Origin of the sequence: Pantoea sp. EEL5 (genome assembly GCF_049892805.1) — a bacterium.
GTDB classification, from domain to species: Bacteria; Pseudomonadota; Gammaproteobacteria; order Enterobacterales; family Enterobacteriaceae; genus Pantoea; species Pantoea ananatis.
The window spans coordinates 72,552-90,161 of sequence record NZ_JBNDNJ010000006.1 but is presented as its reverse complement, the minus strand read 5'-3'; the positions used below and the strand labels follow the sequence as shown (position 1 = coordinate 90,161).

Below are 17,610 nucleotides of genomic sequence, written 5' to 3'. Positions count from 1 at the left end.
ATATTACCGCTCACTGGATTTTGTCATGTCTGAAAAACAGATCACATTTGCATCACGCCATCATCAGTTGACTAACATCAACGTCTGGACAGCCGACAGCCAGTGGCTGGCATTTGATGTGCGGCCCTCCGGTGCCTCTTTTACCAGCCAGACCATTGAGCGGGTCAATGTGAACACCGGCGACGTGGAGGTGTTATATCAGGCAAGGGATGGCGCGCACGTCGGGGTTGTCACCGTGAGTCCGACATTGCCCCCACGTTACGTTTGTATTCATGGGCCTGAACATCCCGATGACAACTGGCAGTACGATTTTCATCATCGCCGTGGCGTGATCGTTGAAAAGGGTCAGGCAGAAAATCTGGATGCATGTGACATTACTCCGCCCTTTACTGCCGGAGCCTTGCGGGGCGGCTCCCACGTACATGTTTTTAGCCCGGATGGGACACGTCTCAGTTTCACCTATAACGATCATGTGATGCACGAGCGGGATCGGCGCCTCGACCTGCGTAACGTTGGCGTCGCCGTTCCCCTGCGGGCGGTTACGCCAGAAAAGCAGCACCCACGAGAATATGACGGTAGCCATTTTTGTGTGTTGGTCAGTGAAACCCACGTCAATCCGCAGCCGGGCAGCGATCAGATCAGTCGGGCATATGAAGAGGGATGGATTGGCAACCAAGGCTATCAAAAACCTGACGGTAGCTGGCAGCGCTGGGCCATCGCCTTTACAGGCGATACCCTTTCCGCTTCAGGCGAAAAGTGCCCTGAGGTGTTCGTGGTCGATCTGCCAGAGAAGCTGGAAGACTTCGCAAAACCCGGCTTTTTCCCGCTGGAAGGTAGCAGCGATCGTTTACCGGCTCCACCCGCTGGCGTCCGGCAACGTCGAATAACGACTACCCGGGGCCTGGCATCACAGCCTCGTCACTGGTTGCGCAGCTCGCCAGACGGCAGCAAAATTGCGTTTTTGATGGCGGATAACCACCAGGTCATCCAGCTCTGGGTCGTGTCGCCCAATGGCGGCGAACCACATCAGGTGACCCGGCTTACCCACAGTATTCAGTCGGCGTTTAGCTGGCAGCCTCGCGGCGAAGCCATTGCCTTTATCAGCGACAACAGCGTTATGCGCTGCCATGTGGTAACGGGCGAGTGTGAGCGTTTAACGGTGCGAAGCAGTGAAGCACCGTCTGGTGATGCGGTCGTCTGGTCACCAGACGGGAAGCAGATTGCCTTCATGCGTGAGATTGAGGGCTGGCGACAGTTGTTTACCGTTGCGGTTGCATAGTGGGCATGGGCTGGGCATGCGCCAGATTTTCTTCAGTGTGCGCCAGCTTTTCGCTCTGCAGCACCCGAGCGCGCGGAGAATCCAGGCTTTGGTCGCTGTCACTGCGATAGTAGTCCCATGGCAATAACAGCGTATCCATGACCGCAGAAAACGGCAGGTCAACCAAGGCCAGCGGCTTAAGCGCCCAACTGGTGTTACTGTCGGTCAGAATATCCGCGCTGGCGCGCGTGCCCGGATAATAGCCCTGGCTTGCTCCGGTATGCGACATCACGCTCGAACAGCCGCTTGAAACGACTGCGCAGCACATAACGCCAGCCAGCGGTAACCTTTTCATCATTTTCATATCGTCATCCCTTCAGTCCTGGTCACACCTGGCTGAGTTTGCTCGCCAGCGTACCTTCCCACCTGATAGTGAAGTCCGTTCTGGTCCGGCAATCTACCCCTGAGTGTATGTCATTTCACCGATTTGGCGAAAAAATTACGCACAGGCCCTTGAAAGGATGTTGTCCGCACCCATTTTTATAGCAGGCCGTTAAGGTTGCCGCCGTAAGGGGCAATGCGGTACGACACAACCTGTCCAATGGTGGAAGGTTGCCAAAACTTGCTGACATTCAGGAGTATTTTTATGCGTAACTTTGATCTGTCTCCACTTTATCGCTCTGCTATCGGTTTTGATCGCCTGTTCAACCTGCTTGAGTCCAATCAAAATCAGAGCAATGGCGGTTATCCTCCTTATAATGTCGAACTGGTTGATGAAAACCATTATCGCATTACCATTGCGGTGGCCGGCTTTGCCCAGAGTGAACTTGATATTACTGCCCACGACAACGTGCTGATCGTGCGCGGTGCCCACCCAGAAGAGCAGACTGAACGTAAGTATCTCTACCAGGGCATCGCCGAGCGTAATTTCGAGCGCAAGTTCCAGCTGGCTGACCATATCGTCGTACGCGATGCGCGTCTGGAAAATGGTCTGTTAAGCATCGATCTCGAGCGCCTGGTGCCTGAAGAAGCGAAACCTCGCCGGATTGAAATTCTGAAATAAAGCGGCCGTAATGGCTACGTCATTTTGAAAACGGCCACAGCATACGTGCTGTGGCCGTTTTTTTTGGATACGATGGCGATAACGCGTCACTTAGAAGCGCCGCGGTCAGGGAAACTGACTGAAAAAAGGAGAACGCGCTAAATAAGGCAGGAATACAACCGCCCTGAACGACCAACTGCACAGAAATCAGTGTTGAATCTGCGCCAGTTCTTCCTCGCTCAGGCCTGTCATTTTCATTATGGTGTAAAGATCGAGACCATTCTGTAGCATGGTTCGCGCGACTTCACGTTTCCCTTCATCGCGGCCTCTCTGAATACCTTGCTCAAGGCCTTTCTGAATCCCTTTTTGTTCAAGCTGCTGTGCAATGGTCATTAGCGCGTCTCCATGTTGCGGCACCCGCAGGGCGAGTTCCTGAATGAAAGCCTCGACGGCCGGGGTTTCCCCCGCCTGCATGATATAATGTACCAATGATACGACCTGTGATGATGAAAGATAACCTGACAGCAGCACAGGAACAAGCCTGTCCATCAGATCGGCGAGATCGCGCTGATGGATATGCTTTTGTAACAGCGTCAGCGCAGCCATACTGCGATGGCCCGCTATTTCGTCATCCGATATTACCGTGACATCAACCAGCGGAAAGCGGGTGCTGTACAATTTACCGGCCAGCGCGGGATGGGTAAATTCATCCAGCCAACAGGTGGAATAAGGATATGGCCTGCGTCTCCCCATATAAAACAGTACGGGTATCACCAGCGGCAAGGCTTTATGGCCAGCTTCGAGATGGCGCTGCATTGCCGCTACCGCGTAGCGCAGGAGCCTGAACGCCATATGTTTATCGGGTGAAGACTGATGCTCGATCAACACATGAACATAACCCTCACCGCCTGCGGTTTTCAGGCTGTAAAGCACATCGCTAAAATATTGACGAAGATCCGCTTCGACAAAAGAACCTGACTCCAGCTTTAACGTATTGAGATCACAAACAGCGCGCAGTTCTTCAGGAAGATGAATATCCATAAAATCGCGGGCAATTTCGGGCTGGGTTAAAAATTGCCGGAAAGTCGCATCGTGCGGTGTTGGCGTAGTATTTTTTTCATCACATCCGGCCTGTGAATGATAATAAGCACAGGTCCCCGGCCCGAGGTAACGTTTGAGGCTGAGGGAGTCGTGCAATTTTTTTGGTCTTTCATTGCCTTGGTGGATTGATACTTTCATCTCCCCGGCGAGCTGTCCAGGCTAATTATCTTTTCTGAGGAGTGCGTTCCATATTTATGCCTGCTGACCCGTCGTTAATAAATATAATGCCGCGCCGACTTCTATATTTAAACGCCCTACCAATGAAAATAATGACCACTCATGTGTGATAACCAATCGTTTTATATGCATCACGTAAAAACATGCATGCAATAACATCCCCTTCAACCCTGGCCATTCTCATCACTTATTTTCCTTAAAAATTTTTCTATAACATTTCATCACCTATACACTCACACAGGATTAAATTTATTTTTATAAATCATGCTGACCAAAAACGCTTAGCGATAAACTTAACCGTAACGACAGATTAGAATATAACGTTACACGACGATACATTAAATACTCTTTCCAACATGTAAGGAGTCTCTTAATGGCTATAACCCGACGCTTTATATTACAGGCCGGCGGTGCGCTGAGTGCGCTAACGGTTTTTAACGCCCTCAGCAGCACACCTTTTAGCTCAGGAGAAAAACAACCTGTATTGGACGTTCCCGAAGGCAGCGTGGACTGTCATATGCACCTTTATAACGATAGATACCCTGCTGCGCCCGGTGCCAGCTTACGGCCCGCCAATGCCTCTCTTGCCGACTACCACCAGTTACAAACCCGGCTGGGACTTCGCCGCATGGTCATTGTCACACCTTCGACCTACGGCACAGATAACCGGCTTTTAATTGAGGGTCTCAGGCAGAGTGGTGGACAGGCAAGGGGCGTGGCCGTTGTCGACGCTTCGGTGAGTGATGCAGAGCTACAAGAAATGGACCGGCAGGGCGTGCGTGGTATCCGTTTTAATTTGAGCAGAGGGGAAACCTCTCTGGACAGTCTGGAGCCTCTTGCTTCTCGAATCGCACCACTGGGATGGCATATTCAGGTTGTTGCGCCCGGTGAAAAACTGGCTGAGCTGGCATCGCGCCTGAGAGCATTGCCGACAAAGCTGGTTATCGATCACATGGGACATGTTCCGCAACCCGAGGGAACAAAAGCGCCGTGTTTCCAGACATTAACCCGTCTTCTTGACGCGGGTAATACCTGGATAAAACTGTCTGGACCCTATATCAAGTCGCGCATCGGACCACCGGGTTATGAGGATGTCGGCCAGGTCGCTGCGGAACTGGTAAGGCGCCGGCCAGACCGCCTGTTATGGGGAAGTGACTGGCCCCATCCGACAAAAGCAGAAAATGATAAGCCCGATGATGCCGCTATGCTCGATTTACTGGCGCACTGGGCACCTTCGTCTGCGGACAGGTTATTGATTTTGCGCGATAATCCATCAGATCTCTATGGCTTTGATCATCACGCCCACGGATAAACAATCAGAAAATGAGGTTGTATGCTCGTCAGAGGCCTGCAACCTCAGCCTGATACTTTAGATCTGCGGGCGCATAAACCACCGCTGCCTGATCATGCCACCAAACATATTCACCAGCAGGCCGACAATAATGATCGCAGCGCCGACAACCTGCTGGAGTGACAGCGTTTCGTTCAACAACAAGGCTGCACTGACGATTCCAACAACCGGAACCAGCAGAGAAAGCGGTGCCACGCGCCAGGTTTCATAACGGCTAAGCAGCGTACTCCAGATGCCATAGCCCAAAATAGTCGCGATAAAGGCCAGATAAACGAGCGCCAGTACCGTCTGCAGGTTAATCTGCGCCAGGCTACTGACTATCGCGGCTTTACCGTCGAACAGCAGCGAACAGCCAATAAAGGGGATAACCGGGACCAGTGCGCTCCAGACCACCAGCGACATCACCGGCACCGGATAGTGACGCGTAATGATCTTATTCGTGATGTTCCCCAGCCCCCAGGAGAATGCCGCTGCCAGCATAAGCATCATCGTGGTGAGCGTAATACCAGCCGCACTCTGGCCCACCATTCCTGAGGTCGCTAACAAAAAAATGCCCAGCGTGGCGATAATAATGCCCGCGATATGGTTCCAGCGGAGTTTCTCTGCCAGGAACAGCGCGCCGAGTAGCAACGTAAAGAACGCCTGGGCCTGTAGCACCAGCGAGGCCAGACCTGCGGGCATGCCCAGCTTGATCGCCAAAAACAGAAACGCAAACTGTCCAAAGCTGATGGTCATCCCGTAGAGTAAAATCCAGCGCAGTGGCACGGCAGGACGACGCACCAGCAAAATGGCAGGAAAGGCGACCAGGGCAAAACGCAGCCCGGCCAGCAGGAAGGGCGGCATATTCTGCAGGCCCAGTTTGATCACCACAAAGTTCACGCCCCAGGCAACCACCACGCAAAGGGCCAACAGCATATCTTTTCCCGACACAGCACACTCCTTTTGCCCGTCTCAGGCCACAATAGCGCTGAGCTCAATCGCATCTATCGATAATGCAAAAACAGGCCTCGGCAGCCCCTCAATATCAGGTTGAGGCAGCGTGGCGTATAACCAGGTAACCTCACATAGGGCTGTCCGTGTTCAGACCGGGAGCAGGTCTAACTGTCCCGCCAGGCGTGCTCCACTTCCTCTGCAAGAATCTGTACGGCTCGTTCAATATTTTCCGCATCCGGCACGTAGTTCATACGCATGCACTGATGCGTGTGCGGCCAGTCATGTTCCAGCCCCGGGAAGAAAAAGTGCCCGGGCACCATCAGTACGCCTCGCGCCTTAAGCCGTTGATACAGCAGCTCCGTGCTGATCGGCAAATCGCGGAACCATAACCACAGGAAAATCGCCCCTTCGGGTTTATGTATCAGACAACGTTCTGCGGGCAAATAACGACGAATAATGTTAATCGTCTCCATGACCTTGCGCTGGTAGAAGGGTTTGATCACCCCTTCAGACAGCCGCAACAGATCGCCACGCTGGATCATTTCACAGGCGATAGCGGGCCCAATACTGCCCGGTGCCAGGCTGATAATGCCGTTCATGTTACTAATCGCCGTGATGGTACTTTCATCAGCGATGATAATTCCGCAGCGCGCGCCAGGCAGGCCGAGTTTGGACAGGCTCATGCAGAGAATGATATTGGGGTTCCACAAAGGCCGGACATCGCTGAAAATAATGCCCGGAAAGGGGACGCCATAGGCATTGTCGATCAGCAGCGGAACTTCATGCTGCTGCGCCAGCACATCCAGCTTCAGCAGTTCGTCATCGGTAATCACGTTACCGGTTGGATTCGTCGGGCGTGATACACAAATCAGGCCGACGTCATCATTCATGGGCAAATGTTCAAAATCGACGTGGTACTTAAACTGCCCTTCCGGCAGTAACTCAATATTCGGCTTGGCCGAAATAAACAGATCGTCATCCAGACCCGCATCGGCATAGCCCAGATATTCGGGGGCCAGAGGGAACAGCACGCGTTTTTTGCTGCCGTCACTGCGGCGCCCTGCAAACAGGTTAAACAGATAGAAAAACGCGCTCTGGCTGCCGTTGGTCAGGGCAATATTCTGTGCAGTAATAGACCAGCCCAGTTGCTCTCGCAACATCGTCGCCAGCGCATCCAACAGCACCGCCTTGCCGCGAGGGCCATCGTAATTACACAAGGCCTCACTCAGTTTGCCTTCATCGTGCATATGCTGCAGCAACTGCTGAAAATAGTCGTTCATCTCCGGAATCTGCGCGGGATTGCCACCGCCAAGCATGATAGTGCCTGGCGTGCGTAAGCCTGCACCCATGTCTTCCATCAGACGTGAGATGCCGGAATGCTGAGTAAATTTGTCGCCGAACTGAGAAAAGGCCATAGCGGTTAAAAATTTGTAATGAATAATGGGAGAACCACCATAACGCCCGCTCCCGGCGGGCGCAATGGAAAGCCGTGGGGATTACGTCAGGACATGCGGATTAACGCAGTTTTTCTCTACATTGCCGTTAAGGGCTGCAATCAGGTTTTCAACCGCATCCTGCATCATTCCGTATCGGGTTTCGTGGGTCGCTGAACCAATGTGCGGCAGCGTCACGACATTCGGTAACGACAGCAGCGGCGAGTCAGTGGGTAAAGGCTCTTTTTCGAAGACATCCAGCCCGGCGGCGTGAATAGTGCCCTCCTGCAGGGCGGCAATCAGGGCGTTTTCATCCACCACTGGCCCACGGCCGGCATTGATCAGTACCGCACTGGATTTCATCAGTTTCAGCTGTTCCGCGCCGATCAAATGGTAAGTCTCTTCAGTCAGCGGCAGGCTGATGCATACAAAGTCGCTCTGTTTCAATAGCGTTTCCAGTTCACACCGTTCTGCGGCGAACTGTGACTCGGCCTGCGCGTGCTGGCGGCGAGCCTGATAAATAATTTTCATGCCAAAACCGAAATGCGCCCGCTGGGCCAGCGCCATGCCTATGCGGCCCATCCCCAGAATGCCCAACGTTTTGTGGTGTACATCAATACCAAAATGCGCCGGACCGATGCTTTTTTGCCAGTTGCCAGCCTTGACCCAGGCATCCAGCTCCGGAATGCGGCGCGCGCTGCTGAGCACCAGCGCCATGATGGTGTCGGCGACCGTTTCAGTCAGCACCGTCGGCGTGTGCATCAGCACCACGCCTCGTTGATTTAACGCATCCACATCAAAGTTGTCATAGCCCACAGACACGCTTGAGCAGGCCCGCAGTCTGGGCATTTTTGCCAACAGATCGCGATTAACTTTGCCGCCCGAGCCCAGTAATCCTTCTGCCTCCTGTAGCGCTTTTTCGTGCTGCTGCTGGCTTTCTGGCGACAGATCCTTCATTTCAGTCACCGTGGCATGTTCAGCAAGACGCGCACGCAGATCGTCAGGCAATTTTTTGTATAGAATGACGGCGGGTTTCATCAGATAGCTTCCTGTAAATAGATGACGGGCAACGCTAAGGTCGCCCGGAGAAGAGGCTAACGCTTACGCTTTCAGGCCGGTTTCGCCCCATGAAGCGACGGCGCCTTATTTTGTGCAGGTTTGACGATAAGCGTCAGTACCACTGACAGCAGTAACGCCCCTCCCATAAAGATATAGGAGGCAGAAGGACTCCCGGTCGCGCCATTCAGATAACCCACAATCCATGAGCCGATAAAGGAACCCAGCGCACCCATACTGTTAATCAGGGCCATTGCGCCACCTGAAACATTACGTGGCAACATTTCCGGGATAATGGCAAAGAAGGGGCCATATGGCGCGTACATCGCAGCCCCGGCGATCACTAACAACGTATAGGATAGCCAGAAATTGCCCGATCCTACCAGGTAGGAGCCGAGGAAGGCCAGCGCCCCAATCAGCAATAAAGGCCAGACGAATAACTTACGGTTTTGGGTTTTGTCTGACGCCCAGGACACCAGCACCATTGCAATGGTCGCCGCCAGATAAGGCACTGCCGATAACCAGCCCGCCTCCACCATGCCCATTTGCGTACCGTTACGCAAAATTGAAGGTAGCCACAGCACGAAACCGTAAACGCCAATGCTCCAGGCAAAATATTGCATACAAAGAATGATCACATTGCGGTTACGGAAGGCTTCCCCATAGTTACGCACGGCCTTGATACTTTCCTGCTCTTTTTGCAACTCGGCCTGCAGCGCGGCTTTTTCGACCTCACTCATCCAGCGTGCCTGTGAGGGTTTGTCCTGCACCATAAACCACCAGGCTACGGCCCAGATAACCGCAGGAATGCCTTCAAAAATAAACATTTCCCGCCAGCCAAAGGCCTCAATCAGATAACCGGAGACCACTGACATCCATAATACCGTGACCGGATTGCCCAGGATCAGAAAGGTATTAGCCCGCGAGCGTTCAGATTTAGTAAACCAGTTACTGATATAAATCAGCATCGCAGGCATTACGGCCGCTTCAACCACGCCGAGGATAAAGCGAATGGCCGCCAGCATGGGAATATTACTGACTACGCCGGTCAGTGAGGCGCAGCCACCCCACAGAATCAGGCACCAGAAGATCAGTTTTTTTACGCTGCGGCGTTCGGCATAAATCGCGCCGGGTATCTGAAAAAAGAAATATCCCAGAAAGAACAAGGCGCCCAGTAGTGACGACATGCCTTTCGTGATGCCCAAATCGTCGTTAATGCCCGCTGCTGAGGCAAAACTAAAATTGGCACGGTCAAGGTAGGCAAGGCTGTATGTAATAAACACGATGGGCATGATGAACCACCAGCGTTTTGGCGCGATCGTCTGCGTTTTCATCGGGAACTCCTCTGTCTGTGTTTGAGGGCTGGGCTATGCATCGCCTAACTGCTGACGCGTCGGCAACCCTTCGCTGTCGCCAATAACCTGAATCGCCAGTGAACCTATTTTGTTACCCCGGCGGATCGCCTGCACCAGTGGCTTCCCTTCCAGCAACGCACTAATCACACCCACGGCAAAGCCATCCCCTGCCCCTACAGTATCGACGACGTTATCCACTCTCATCGCCTCCACCTGGCCCTGTTCACCGCTGGCCGTCTTGTACCAGGCCCCCTCACAGCCGGTTTTAATGATCACCGCCTTTACGCCCTTATCAAGATAAAAGTCAGCGATATCCTGCGGCTGGCGATAGCCAGTTAAGATATAGCCCTCTTTTTCGCCAGGCAGTACCCAGTCCGCGTATTCTGCTAACAGATTGAGCTGCTTGCGCATTTCGCCTTCGCTGCGCCACAGTACTGGACGCAGATTGGGGTCAAACGAAAGCGTTTTGCCTCGCGCCCGCATCTCTTTCGCAGCATGCTTTGTCAGCTCAAGTGAGCTGTCTGAAATCGCTGCTGCAACCCCGCTGAGGTGCAGATGACGTGCAGCGCCAAAATAGTCGTGATCAAAATCTTTTGGCGACAGATGACTGGCGGCGGAGCCCTTACGAAAGTACTCCACCAGCGGATCTGAACCGTCGTCGACTTTGGATTTCAGCTGGAAGCCGGTTGGATAGCGCGGGTCAACGGTCACCTGACGATGATCGATGTTTTCCTTATCCAGCACCTGACAGATGAAGCGACCAAAGGCGTCCTGCCCCACGCGGCTCACCCAGCCCACTTTCAGCCCCAGTCGCGCCAGACCAATAGCGACGTTCAGCTCTGCGCCAGCGGCGCGCTTCACAAAGGTGTCTACTGCGGCCAAATCGCCCGTTTCACGGGCGACAAACATGGCCATGGCCTCACCGATGGTGATTACATCAAGCGTGCCGTTTGGATGGGTAGTCATATGTACTCCTCAGACGTTACGCAGCAGCGTCACATAATGGCGCGTCACCGCAATCAAATCGTCGCCTTCCAGCGGAAACTCAATGCCGCGAGGCACTGCTGCTGGCAACCGGTGTAACAGGCTTTGCCAGCCAGGGCCGGCATCATCCAGCGCGATGGCGCGGTAGCTTGTCCCCTGCGGCACCGCCGCTTTGACATGCACGTAACCCACATGCTCAGCCAGCAGACCAGCCGCCTGGATCGGGTCTTCACCTGTCCAGCACCAGTTACCCATGTCAAATGTCATGGTAATCGGCAGCGCCGCCTCACCGGCGGCCTTAAAGAACCCTACCATCGGTTGCTGTTTGCCGAAGCGGGTTTGATCGTTTTCCACAGTCAGGGGCACGCCATATTCTGTCATCAAGCCACGTAGCTTTTCGCTGTACAGCGCGCCCGTAAAGTTACCCAGCGCCACTTTCAGCCGCTGTGCATTCAACTGACGTGCTTCGGAAAAGTAACCGTCCAGTAAGGGGTTAAGTTTGCCGTCCTCACAGAACAAGGTGTCGGGTACCGAATAACTGATGCGCAGCTGGTGCACCTGCGCTGCCTGCGCCAGCGCGGGTAAATGGGCTAACGTGGTCTCATCAAACAGTTCACGGCGGATTTCCACACCGTCGGCGCCCGCCTGCTGGATAAGGGGCAATAGCGCGGCCTGCCCGCCCAGCTCAGCAATCTGTTGATGACCATACGCGGCGGCCACGACGATGATTTCGGGCTTCATTACGACTCCTGATGTGAAAATCTGCATTAACGTTATAAAAACGTTAAATGGAACCGGTTCCAAAGCAAAGTAGCAAAATGCGGAAGTATGATCGTGCTCACGAAGCGAGCACGTAATCGAAGGGAAGAGTCTGAAAATCAGCCGAGGCGTTGGCTGGAACCGCGCACGATGAGTTCGCCTGAAAAAACCTGTTCACAAGGTGGATGGTCGTGCCCCTCAATACGGGATATAAGACGTTCGAGCGCGCGATAACCGATTTGCCAGGTGGGCTGCTTTAAGGTGGTAATACCGACGCCAGCCAACGCAGCCCATTCGAGCTCGTCAAACCCTAACAGGCCAATATCTCTACCCCAGCGTAGGGCAAGACGCTGCAGAGAATGAGCCACCTGCAAGGTCAGCGCGCCATTGGCTACCATTACCGCACAGCGTTTTCCCGCGTGCCGCTGATGAAAGTCGCGCAGAATCTTATCCGTTATCCCGGGCTGGTGCAGCGCGACTTCCGCATTCTCATGGGCGATTGCGGGATGTGCAGCAAGACGTTGCCGAAACGCCTGCAGTCGCTCCCGGCGCGTATTCACGCTGCCTAAGGGTTCGCTGAGAAACAGCAGCGACTCATAACCGTTGTCAATAAGATGGGCGGTGGCCGTTTCTGCCGCTTCGGCATTATTCAACCCGACCACATCGCAGGGGAAATCAGGGATTTTTCGGTCGATCAGCACCATGGGCAGTAAAGACTGTTGTAGTCGGCTCAGTACCGCTTCATGCATGCCAACGGCGTTAACGACAATGCCCTCAACCTGATAGCTGCTCAGCAATTGCAGGTAATGTTGCTCCAGATCGACTTCGTTATTGGTATTACACATCAGTAACGTAAAGCCACATTCACGGCAGGCCGCTTCAATGCCACACATGACGTCTACAGAATAGGGATTGGTGATATCGGCGATGATCAGGCCAATGAGTCGGGTACGCCCCCGTTTCAGGCCACGTGCCATCTGGCTTGGCCGATAGTTAAGATCGCTAATCGCCTGCTCGATGCGCATTTTTAAATCGGCAGAAAGCAGATGTTGCTCGCCGTTTAAATAGCGCGAGACGCTGGTTTTACCGGTTTTTGCCGCATGAGCAACATCGCTGATAGTGGCGCGAGGCGGCCTGATTTTCATAAAGTATTCCGCAAATTAAGCATCCCGCGAGACTACCACAGCCATACAACATGGCAAAAACGTTCGCGTTACTGAGGAAATTGCAGCCAGGGTTGCCACAGTACTTGTAACTCCGCCAGCGGTGCTCCTTCCAGCAGCCGCATCACCATCATCGCAACCTGCTCGCCTCTCTGCTGCTCGCTGGCCTGCCGAATGGCGATAACCGGATGATCGATAATGGCGTCGACCGGTAGCCCATCCCATGCCACTAAGGCAACAGCAGTATCACCCTCCAGGCGGCCCGCCTGCTGTAAGGCCACGAGCGCGCCTTCCGCCAGGGCGCTGCAATCGGTGATAATGGCCTGAGGTTGCAGCCCCTGTGCCAGCCAGTCTGTGGTTTGCTGATAGCCCGCCCGGCGCGACGGCGCAACCACCGCCGTGGCATAGGGCGGTACGGAATCCATTGCGTTGAGGTAGCCCTGGCGACGATCGCGCACAAAGGTGCAGGTTGTATTGCCTCCGAGCCAGGCGATGCGTTGCATACCCAGCGCCAGGCAGTGTTTTACCGCCAGTGCCGAACCTGCGGCGTTATCAACGTCGAACCAGGCATGATTCTGCTCTGAATCACTGCGTCCCAGCGTAAGAAAACTCACGCCTTTCTGCTGCAGGCTGAGCAGGCGCGCGTCATGAGGTGACGTGTGCGTAACAACAATGGCATCCACTGCCCGGCTGCGCAGCATGCGAATCAGTGAACGCTGCCCGTCATGCGGTTTATCTGTTAACAACACGAGATCGATATCGTGTTTGGAAAGACGCTGATCGAGCGCCAGTAATATCTTGTTAAAGTGCGTATCGTTGAAAGCGGGTGTGGTCATTGGATAAACCAGGCCAACCGCATTGGCACGGCCGGTTTTCAACCGTCGCGCTGCAACGTTGGGACGGTAGCCGCGCCGCTGCGCTTCTTCTTCCACGCGCTGCCGCGTTTGCTTTGCCACATCATCATAGCCGTTGAGTGCCCGGCTCACTGTGGTAACGGAGAGACCCAGTACTGACGCAATGGCTTTAAGTGACATGATGCGTTATCCATTGTTCAATTTGAACCATTCTGGCATAAAGCGTTGACAGGCACCGTGCGCAGGTTCCCAACTGGAAACCTTACCCATTTTATTACCAAAAGCCGTCGAAAAAAGGACAGCGAGTCTGACTTTGCCCCCGACAACGGGGGCGAGATGATCAATTTAACGGACTGAGCGTGATTTCAACGCGGCGGTTCTGCGCCTTACCGGCTTCAGTGCTGTTGGTTGCAATTGGACTGTCTGGACCTGCCCCCTGGGTATGCAAGCGGCTGCCGGCTACACCCTGAACGATCAGCGCGCTGGCCACACTCTCTGCACGCTGCTGCGACAGACGCATATTTAAAGCACGCGAGCCGGTGCTGTCCGTGTGTCCCACGACATTCACGGCGGTTTTAGGATACTCTTTTAGCACCATAGCGACGCCGGTCAGCGTATTAGCGCCCGCCGGTTTCAGGCTGCTGCTACTGGAATCAAAGGTTACATTGTTCGGCATATTCAGCACGATGTTATCGCCCTGACGCGTAACGCTAACGCCGGTTCCCTTCATTTTGTCACGCAGCTTCGCTTCCTGAACATCCATGTAATAGCCCACGCCGCCGCCTAACGCCGCGCCGCTTGCTGCACCGATTAACGCACCTTTGCCCCGATCTTTCTTCGAAGAGGAAAGCACGCCAACGCCAGCACCCACTAATGCACCCAAACCTGCGCCTACACCGGATTTTCCCGCCTGAGACTCACCGGTATAAGGATTAGTTGTACAACCTGATACCACCAAACTACCGCTCAACAGCAGGGTGAGAGCAATTAACTTTTTCTGCATTATTTGTCCCTTAGATTCATCACAACGAGGCACCTTGTCCCCGTTTGGCATTGATTATGCCGCGCAAAAGTGAGGAAAATCCTTAGACAATGTCTTATTTTGTAAAGGATCGACGTTAAATGTTGTCAGGATGACAAAAGCAGTTGGTTTGATGATCGTTTATCAGGCCGCAGGCCTGCATAAATGAATAACAAATTGTCGGGCCGATGAATTTAAAACCACGCGTCTTTAGCGCTTTTGAAAGCGCGATAGCCTGCGCAGAGGTGGTGGGACTTTGTTTGTAATCGGCAACATGATTGACGACAGGCTGATTATCAACGAACTGCCATACAAAGTGGGCAAAATCCTCCCCTTTTGCTTCCATTGCCAGCATCGCCCGGGCATTAGCAATAATGGCCGCAATTTTTCCGGGATGACGAATAATGCCGCTGTTTTGCATCAGTTGGGCGATATCCTGATCGTCCATCTGCGCAATGGCTTGCGGTTCAAACTGGTGAAACGCGGCGCGGTAATTTTGGCGTTTTTTCAGTACGGTAATCCAGGATAGCCCAGCCTGCTGGCCTTCCAGACAAAGCATTTCAAACAGCGCCTGCTTATCCCTCTGCGGTCTGCCCCACTCGTCGTCGTGATACGCCAGATAGACAGGATCTTGCGTTACCCAGCCACATCGTTGCATCGTGTTTTTCCTTTTATGCCAGGCCATGTTTATTGCCTCGATAGTAGAGGGAATCCTCCAACATTTGAACCCGAGTCACAGTAAATTGCGAGGCCGCTTCGGTTATCCGCTGCAGTCATGCATTTAGCTGAACCGATCACGCATAAAAAGCGAAGGCAGCGATAACGAATGTAAATACAATGATAACGATAGTCATTTTCAGGTAACTCCATGCGTAACAATGTCATCCTTATTGGGCGTGAGCTCACCGTATTTCTTTTTGCTTCTCTGTTTATCACCTTCATGATCGGCCCCATCTATATCGATGTGGTCTGGATGAATAATGCGCTGCACGAAGCGTCTTTTACTGAAACCGCGCAGGAACTGTTGTTATTCAGTCTTGCCGCACTGTTTTTTATTGCCGCCCGTCATCGGCCTGCACAACGCGGTGGATTAACCCTAATTGCCGGTTTTTACAGTTGCATGCTTATTCGTGAACTGGATTTTTTCTTCGATCTCATCCGTCATGGTAGCTGGGTGTGGTTTGCGCTGGCGATCGCGCTGGGCAGTTTAGCGGTGGCCATGCGTACCCCAAAGCAGACCCTGAGCGCGCTGGCCGATCTCCTCAGGCACAACCGCTGGCCCGTTATGGCTGCCGGATTGATGATCGTGCTGGTTTTTTCCCGACTGTTTGGGATGAACACGCTGTGGGCTCACCTGATGCCCGATCACTACAATCGTGGCGTAAAAAACATGGCCGAAGAAGGCGTGGAATTACTGGGCTACAGCCTGTGCTGGCTGGCCGGGCTCCGCTATCTGTGGCAAACCCGTCGCTAAAAGCGTAAGACAGCTTACGCCACGTCCGCCCAACCATTGTGCAAACGCATCCGGTTGGGTGGAAAACCTCAACGCTTTTTCAGCGATCCCGCGCGTTAAAAAAGGTACAATATCCGCTTCTGCACTGGAAATTTTATCCGGTGTTCGGTGTAAGTTAACCGCAGGTCTTTTCATGTCAGTCAAAATCTTAACGTCAACGCTTATTGGTCTTGAGGCTTTCCGTCAGGATCCGCTCAGCGCCTTGCAGCAGGCTGAAGACGGCACGCTGGCGGTGCTGGAAAATTATACGCCCGTAATGTATGCCATTACGCCAGCGCGCCTCGCGCGGCTACTGGCACTTGAGGCCGCCGCCCAGCAACCCAGTGATGTGGCGCTGGACGACAGCCTGTATGACGATGTTTCTGCTACGCTGCATACGCCGGTGGGTAAATTCGCCATGTATGATGGCTGGCAGCCGGACGCTGACTTTACGCGACAGGCGGCCATCTGGGGCGTTGCACTAAGCGAACCGGTGACGCCAGCTGAACTGGCTGCCTTTGTGGCCTACTGGCAGGCGGAAGGGCGTTTGTTTCATCATGTGCAGTGGCAGCAGAAGCTGGCACGCAGCCTGCAAATGAATCGGGCGGCCAATGGCGGACAACCCAGACGTGACATTACACAGTTGCCAAATCCTGACAGCACAATTCCTGATGGTTTCCGGGGTGAATAATGAAAACGCCGAACGATCTGTTTAACCGTCTGAAACGAATGATGCCCGCGGGTACCCGACCCAAGTTCACAAACGGTGAAGAATTACTGGCCTGGAATCAGGAACAGGGCCGTCTGCGATCAGAATCTATCGTGCGCGAAAATCGTGCGATGAAAATGCAGCGCATCATGGGCCGTTCCGGCATTCGCGAGCTACACATCAACTGCTCGTTCGATAACTATCGGGTTGAAAACGAAGGCCAACGCAAAGCGCTGGAACTGGCTCGCCAGTATGCGGCCGAATTTGATAGCAGTATTGCCAGCTTTGTTTTTTCTGGCCGTCCAGGCACTGGCAAAAACCACCTGGCAGCCGCCATTGGTAACGATCTGATTTTACGTGGCAAGAGCGTGCTAATCGTCACGGTGGCAGATCTGATGTCGAGCATGAAGGGCACCTTCAGCGGCAGCAGCAATATTACGGAAGAACGGCTGATTCAGGATCTCAGCAGCGTTGATTTGCTGGTGATCGATGAGATCGGTATGCAGAGTGAATCGCGCTACGAGAAAGTGATTATTAACCAGATTGTGGACCGCCGTTCCTCCTCGAAACGCCCGACGGGCATGCTGTCTAACCTCGATCACGCCGGGATGAATGCGCTGCTGGGTGAACGCGTTATGGATCGCATGCGGCTGGGCAATAGCCTGTGGGTTCGCTTTGACTGGGAAAGCTACCGTAGCCGCGTTCGCGGTGATGAATACTGATTTGGCTGCCCGCGAACGCGGGCCAGCTCTTTACCTTACCGTTATACAATCCTGTGGCCTGGCACCCATTTCTGACTTAATTCTCTCGCCCTGAGGCCGTCGCCGTTTGGCAGGCTTATCTGCACGATGCTAAGTTTTGATTAGACATCAAACTAATAAGACTTCATCGTTGGTGGCAAATCTGCTGCCGATTTCCACAC

Annotated in this window: 18 protein-coding genes; 6 read left to right on the top strand and 12 right to left on the bottom strand. The window is 53.6% G+C overall.

The window, feature by feature from the left end:
* The first annotated feature begins 25 nt into the window (after window positions 1-25).
* A complete protein-coding gene (locus tag ACPXSQ_RS19180; RefSeq protein WP_014604701.1) occupies window positions 26-1,279 on the top strand; it encodes a DUF3748 domain-containing protein in 1,254 nt (417 codons plus the stop codon).
* Here ACPXSQ_RS19180 and ACPXSQ_RS19175 read toward each other — a convergent pair.
* Window positions 1,260-1,622 (bottom strand): YceK/YidQ family lipoprotein, encoded by a 363-nt coding sequence (locus ACPXSQ_RS19175; protein ID WP_013023991.1) that lies wholly within the window; start codon window positions 1,620-1,622, stop codon window positions 1,260-1,262. The two genes, ACPXSQ_RS19180 and ACPXSQ_RS19175, sit on opposite strands and share 20 nt — an antisense overlap.
* 282 nt (window positions 1,623-1,904) lie before the next feature.
* Between ACPXSQ_RS19175 and ibpA the strand changes: the two genes are divergently transcribed.
* Complete coding sequence (gene ibpA, locus ACPXSQ_RS19170; RefSeq protein WP_014332924.1) at window positions 1,905-2,321, top strand: small heat shock chaperone IbpA; 417 nt, start codon at window positions 1,905-1,907, stop codon at window positions 2,319-2,321.
* A 186-nt stretch (window positions 2,322-2,507) separates the two neighbouring features.
* Here the strand turns inward: ibpA and ACPXSQ_RS19165 are convergent, their stop codons facing one another.
* Entirely contained in the window at window positions 2,508-3,539 is a 1,032-nt protein-coding gene (locus ACPXSQ_RS19165) for an Rpn family recombination-promoting nuclease/putative transposase (RefSeq protein ID WP_014332926.1), read from the bottom strand.
* Between the two features lie 412 nt (window positions 3,540-3,951).
* On the opposite strand from ACPXSQ_RS19165, the gene ACPXSQ_RS19160 reads away from it, so the two are divergent.
* The gene (locus tag ACPXSQ_RS19160) at window positions 3,952-4,890 is read left to right on the top strand and encodes an amidohydrolase family protein (protein WP_210452225.1); all 939 of its coding nucleotides are present in this window, start codon (window positions 3,952-3,954) and stop codon (window positions 4,888-4,890) included.
* A gap of 57 nt (window positions 4,891-4,947) precedes the next feature.
* Here the strand turns inward: ACPXSQ_RS19160 and ACPXSQ_RS19155 are convergent, their stop codons facing one another.
* The 10 genes from ACPXSQ_RS19155 to ACPXSQ_RS19110 all read right to left on the bottom strand — a co-directional run bounded on the left by ACPXSQ_RS19155 (window position 4,948) and on the right by ACPXSQ_RS19110 (window position 15,145).
* Window positions 4,948-5,859 (bottom strand): O-acetylserine/cysteine exporter, encoded by a 912-nt coding sequence (locus ACPXSQ_RS19155; RefSeq protein ID WP_014604704.1) that lies wholly within the window; start codon window positions 5,857-5,859, stop codon window positions 4,948-4,950.
* Between the two features lie 167 nt (window positions 5,860-6,026).
* The gene (locus tag ACPXSQ_RS19150) at window positions 6,027-7,277 is read right to left on the bottom strand and encodes a valine--pyruvate transaminase (protein ID WP_013023986.1); all 1,251 of its coding nucleotides are present in this window, start codon (window positions 7,275-7,277) and stop codon (window positions 6,027-6,029) included.
* Between the two features lie 81 nt (window positions 7,278-7,358).
* On the bottom strand, window positions 7,359-8,333 hold the full coding sequence (gene ghrB, locus ACPXSQ_RS19145) for a glyoxylate/hydroxypyruvate reductase GhrB (RefSeq protein ID WP_013023985.1): 975 nt from the start codon (window positions 8,331-8,333) through the stop codon (window positions 7,359-7,361).
* A gap of 71 nt (window positions 8,334-8,404) precedes the next feature.
* Window positions 8,405-9,685, bottom strand: coding sequence for an MFS transporter (locus ACPXSQ_RS19140; RefSeq protein WP_013023984.1), 1,281 nt, complete (start codon window positions 9,683-9,685; stop codon window positions 8,405-8,407).
* Window positions 9,686-9,718: 33 nt separating this feature from the next.
* Window positions 9,719-10,672 carry a sugar kinase gene (locus ACPXSQ_RS19135; protein ID WP_426144240.1) on the bottom strand — a complete coding sequence of 318 codons (954 nt, stop codon included), beginning with the start codon at window positions 10,670-10,672 and terminating at the stop codon, window positions 9,719-9,721.
* 9 nt (window positions 10,673-10,681) lie between these two features.
* Window positions 10,682-11,431, bottom strand: coding sequence for a sugar phosphate isomerase/epimerase family protein (locus ACPXSQ_RS19130; RefSeq protein ID WP_014332930.1), 750 nt, complete (start codon window positions 11,429-11,431; stop codon window positions 10,682-10,684).
* Between the two features lie 137 nt (window positions 11,432-11,568).
* Window positions 11,569-12,594: a LacI family DNA-binding transcriptional regulator gene (locus tag ACPXSQ_RS19125; protein ID WP_145033160.1), complete on the bottom strand. Its 1,026-nt coding sequence runs from the start codon at window positions 12,592-12,594 to the stop codon at window positions 11,569-11,571.
* 68 nt (window positions 12,595-12,662) lie between these two features.
* Window positions 12,663-13,646, bottom strand: a complete 984-nt coding sequence (locus ACPXSQ_RS19120) for a LacI family DNA-binding transcriptional regulator (protein WP_145033163.1) — start codon at window positions 13,644-13,646, stop codon at window positions 12,663-12,665.
* Window positions 13,647-13,806: 160 nt separating this feature from the next.
* Window positions 13,807-14,469, bottom strand: a complete 663-nt coding sequence (locus tag ACPXSQ_RS19115) for an OmpA family lipoprotein (protein ID WP_014604707.1) — start codon at window positions 14,467-14,469, stop codon at window positions 13,807-13,809.
* A gap of 115 nt (window positions 14,470-14,584) precedes the next feature.
* Window positions 14,585-15,145 carry a DNA-3-methyladenine glycosylase I gene (locus ACPXSQ_RS19110; RefSeq protein ID WP_029570816.1) on the bottom strand — a complete coding sequence of 187 codons (561 nt, stop codon included), beginning with the start codon at window positions 15,143-15,145 and terminating at the stop codon, window positions 14,585-14,587.
* Window positions 15,146-15,355: 210 nt separating this feature from the next.
* On the opposite strand from ACPXSQ_RS19110, the gene ACPXSQ_RS19105 reads away from it, so the two are divergent.
* The 3 genes from ACPXSQ_RS19105 (at window position 15,356) to dnaC (ending at window position 17,410) form a co-directional block, all read left to right on the top strand.
* Entirely contained in the window at window positions 15,356-15,961 is a 606-nt protein-coding gene (locus ACPXSQ_RS19105; RefSeq protein WP_014594952.1) for a hypothetical protein, read from the top strand.
* Window positions 15,962-16,133: 172 nt separating this feature from the next.
* A complete protein-coding gene (dnaT, locus tag ACPXSQ_RS19100; RefSeq protein WP_014332936.1) occupies window positions 16,134-16,670 on the top strand; it encodes a primosomal protein DnaT in 537 nt (178 codons plus the stop codon).
* The gene (dnaC, locus tag ACPXSQ_RS19095; protein WP_014604709.1) at window positions 16,670-17,410 is read left to right on the top strand and encodes a DNA replication protein DnaC; all 741 of its coding nucleotides are present in this window, start codon (window positions 16,670-16,672) and stop codon (window positions 17,408-17,410) included. The genes dnaT and dnaC overlap by 1 nt, the downstream gene beginning before the upstream one ends.
* Window positions 17,411-17,610: the final 200 nt, after the last annotated feature.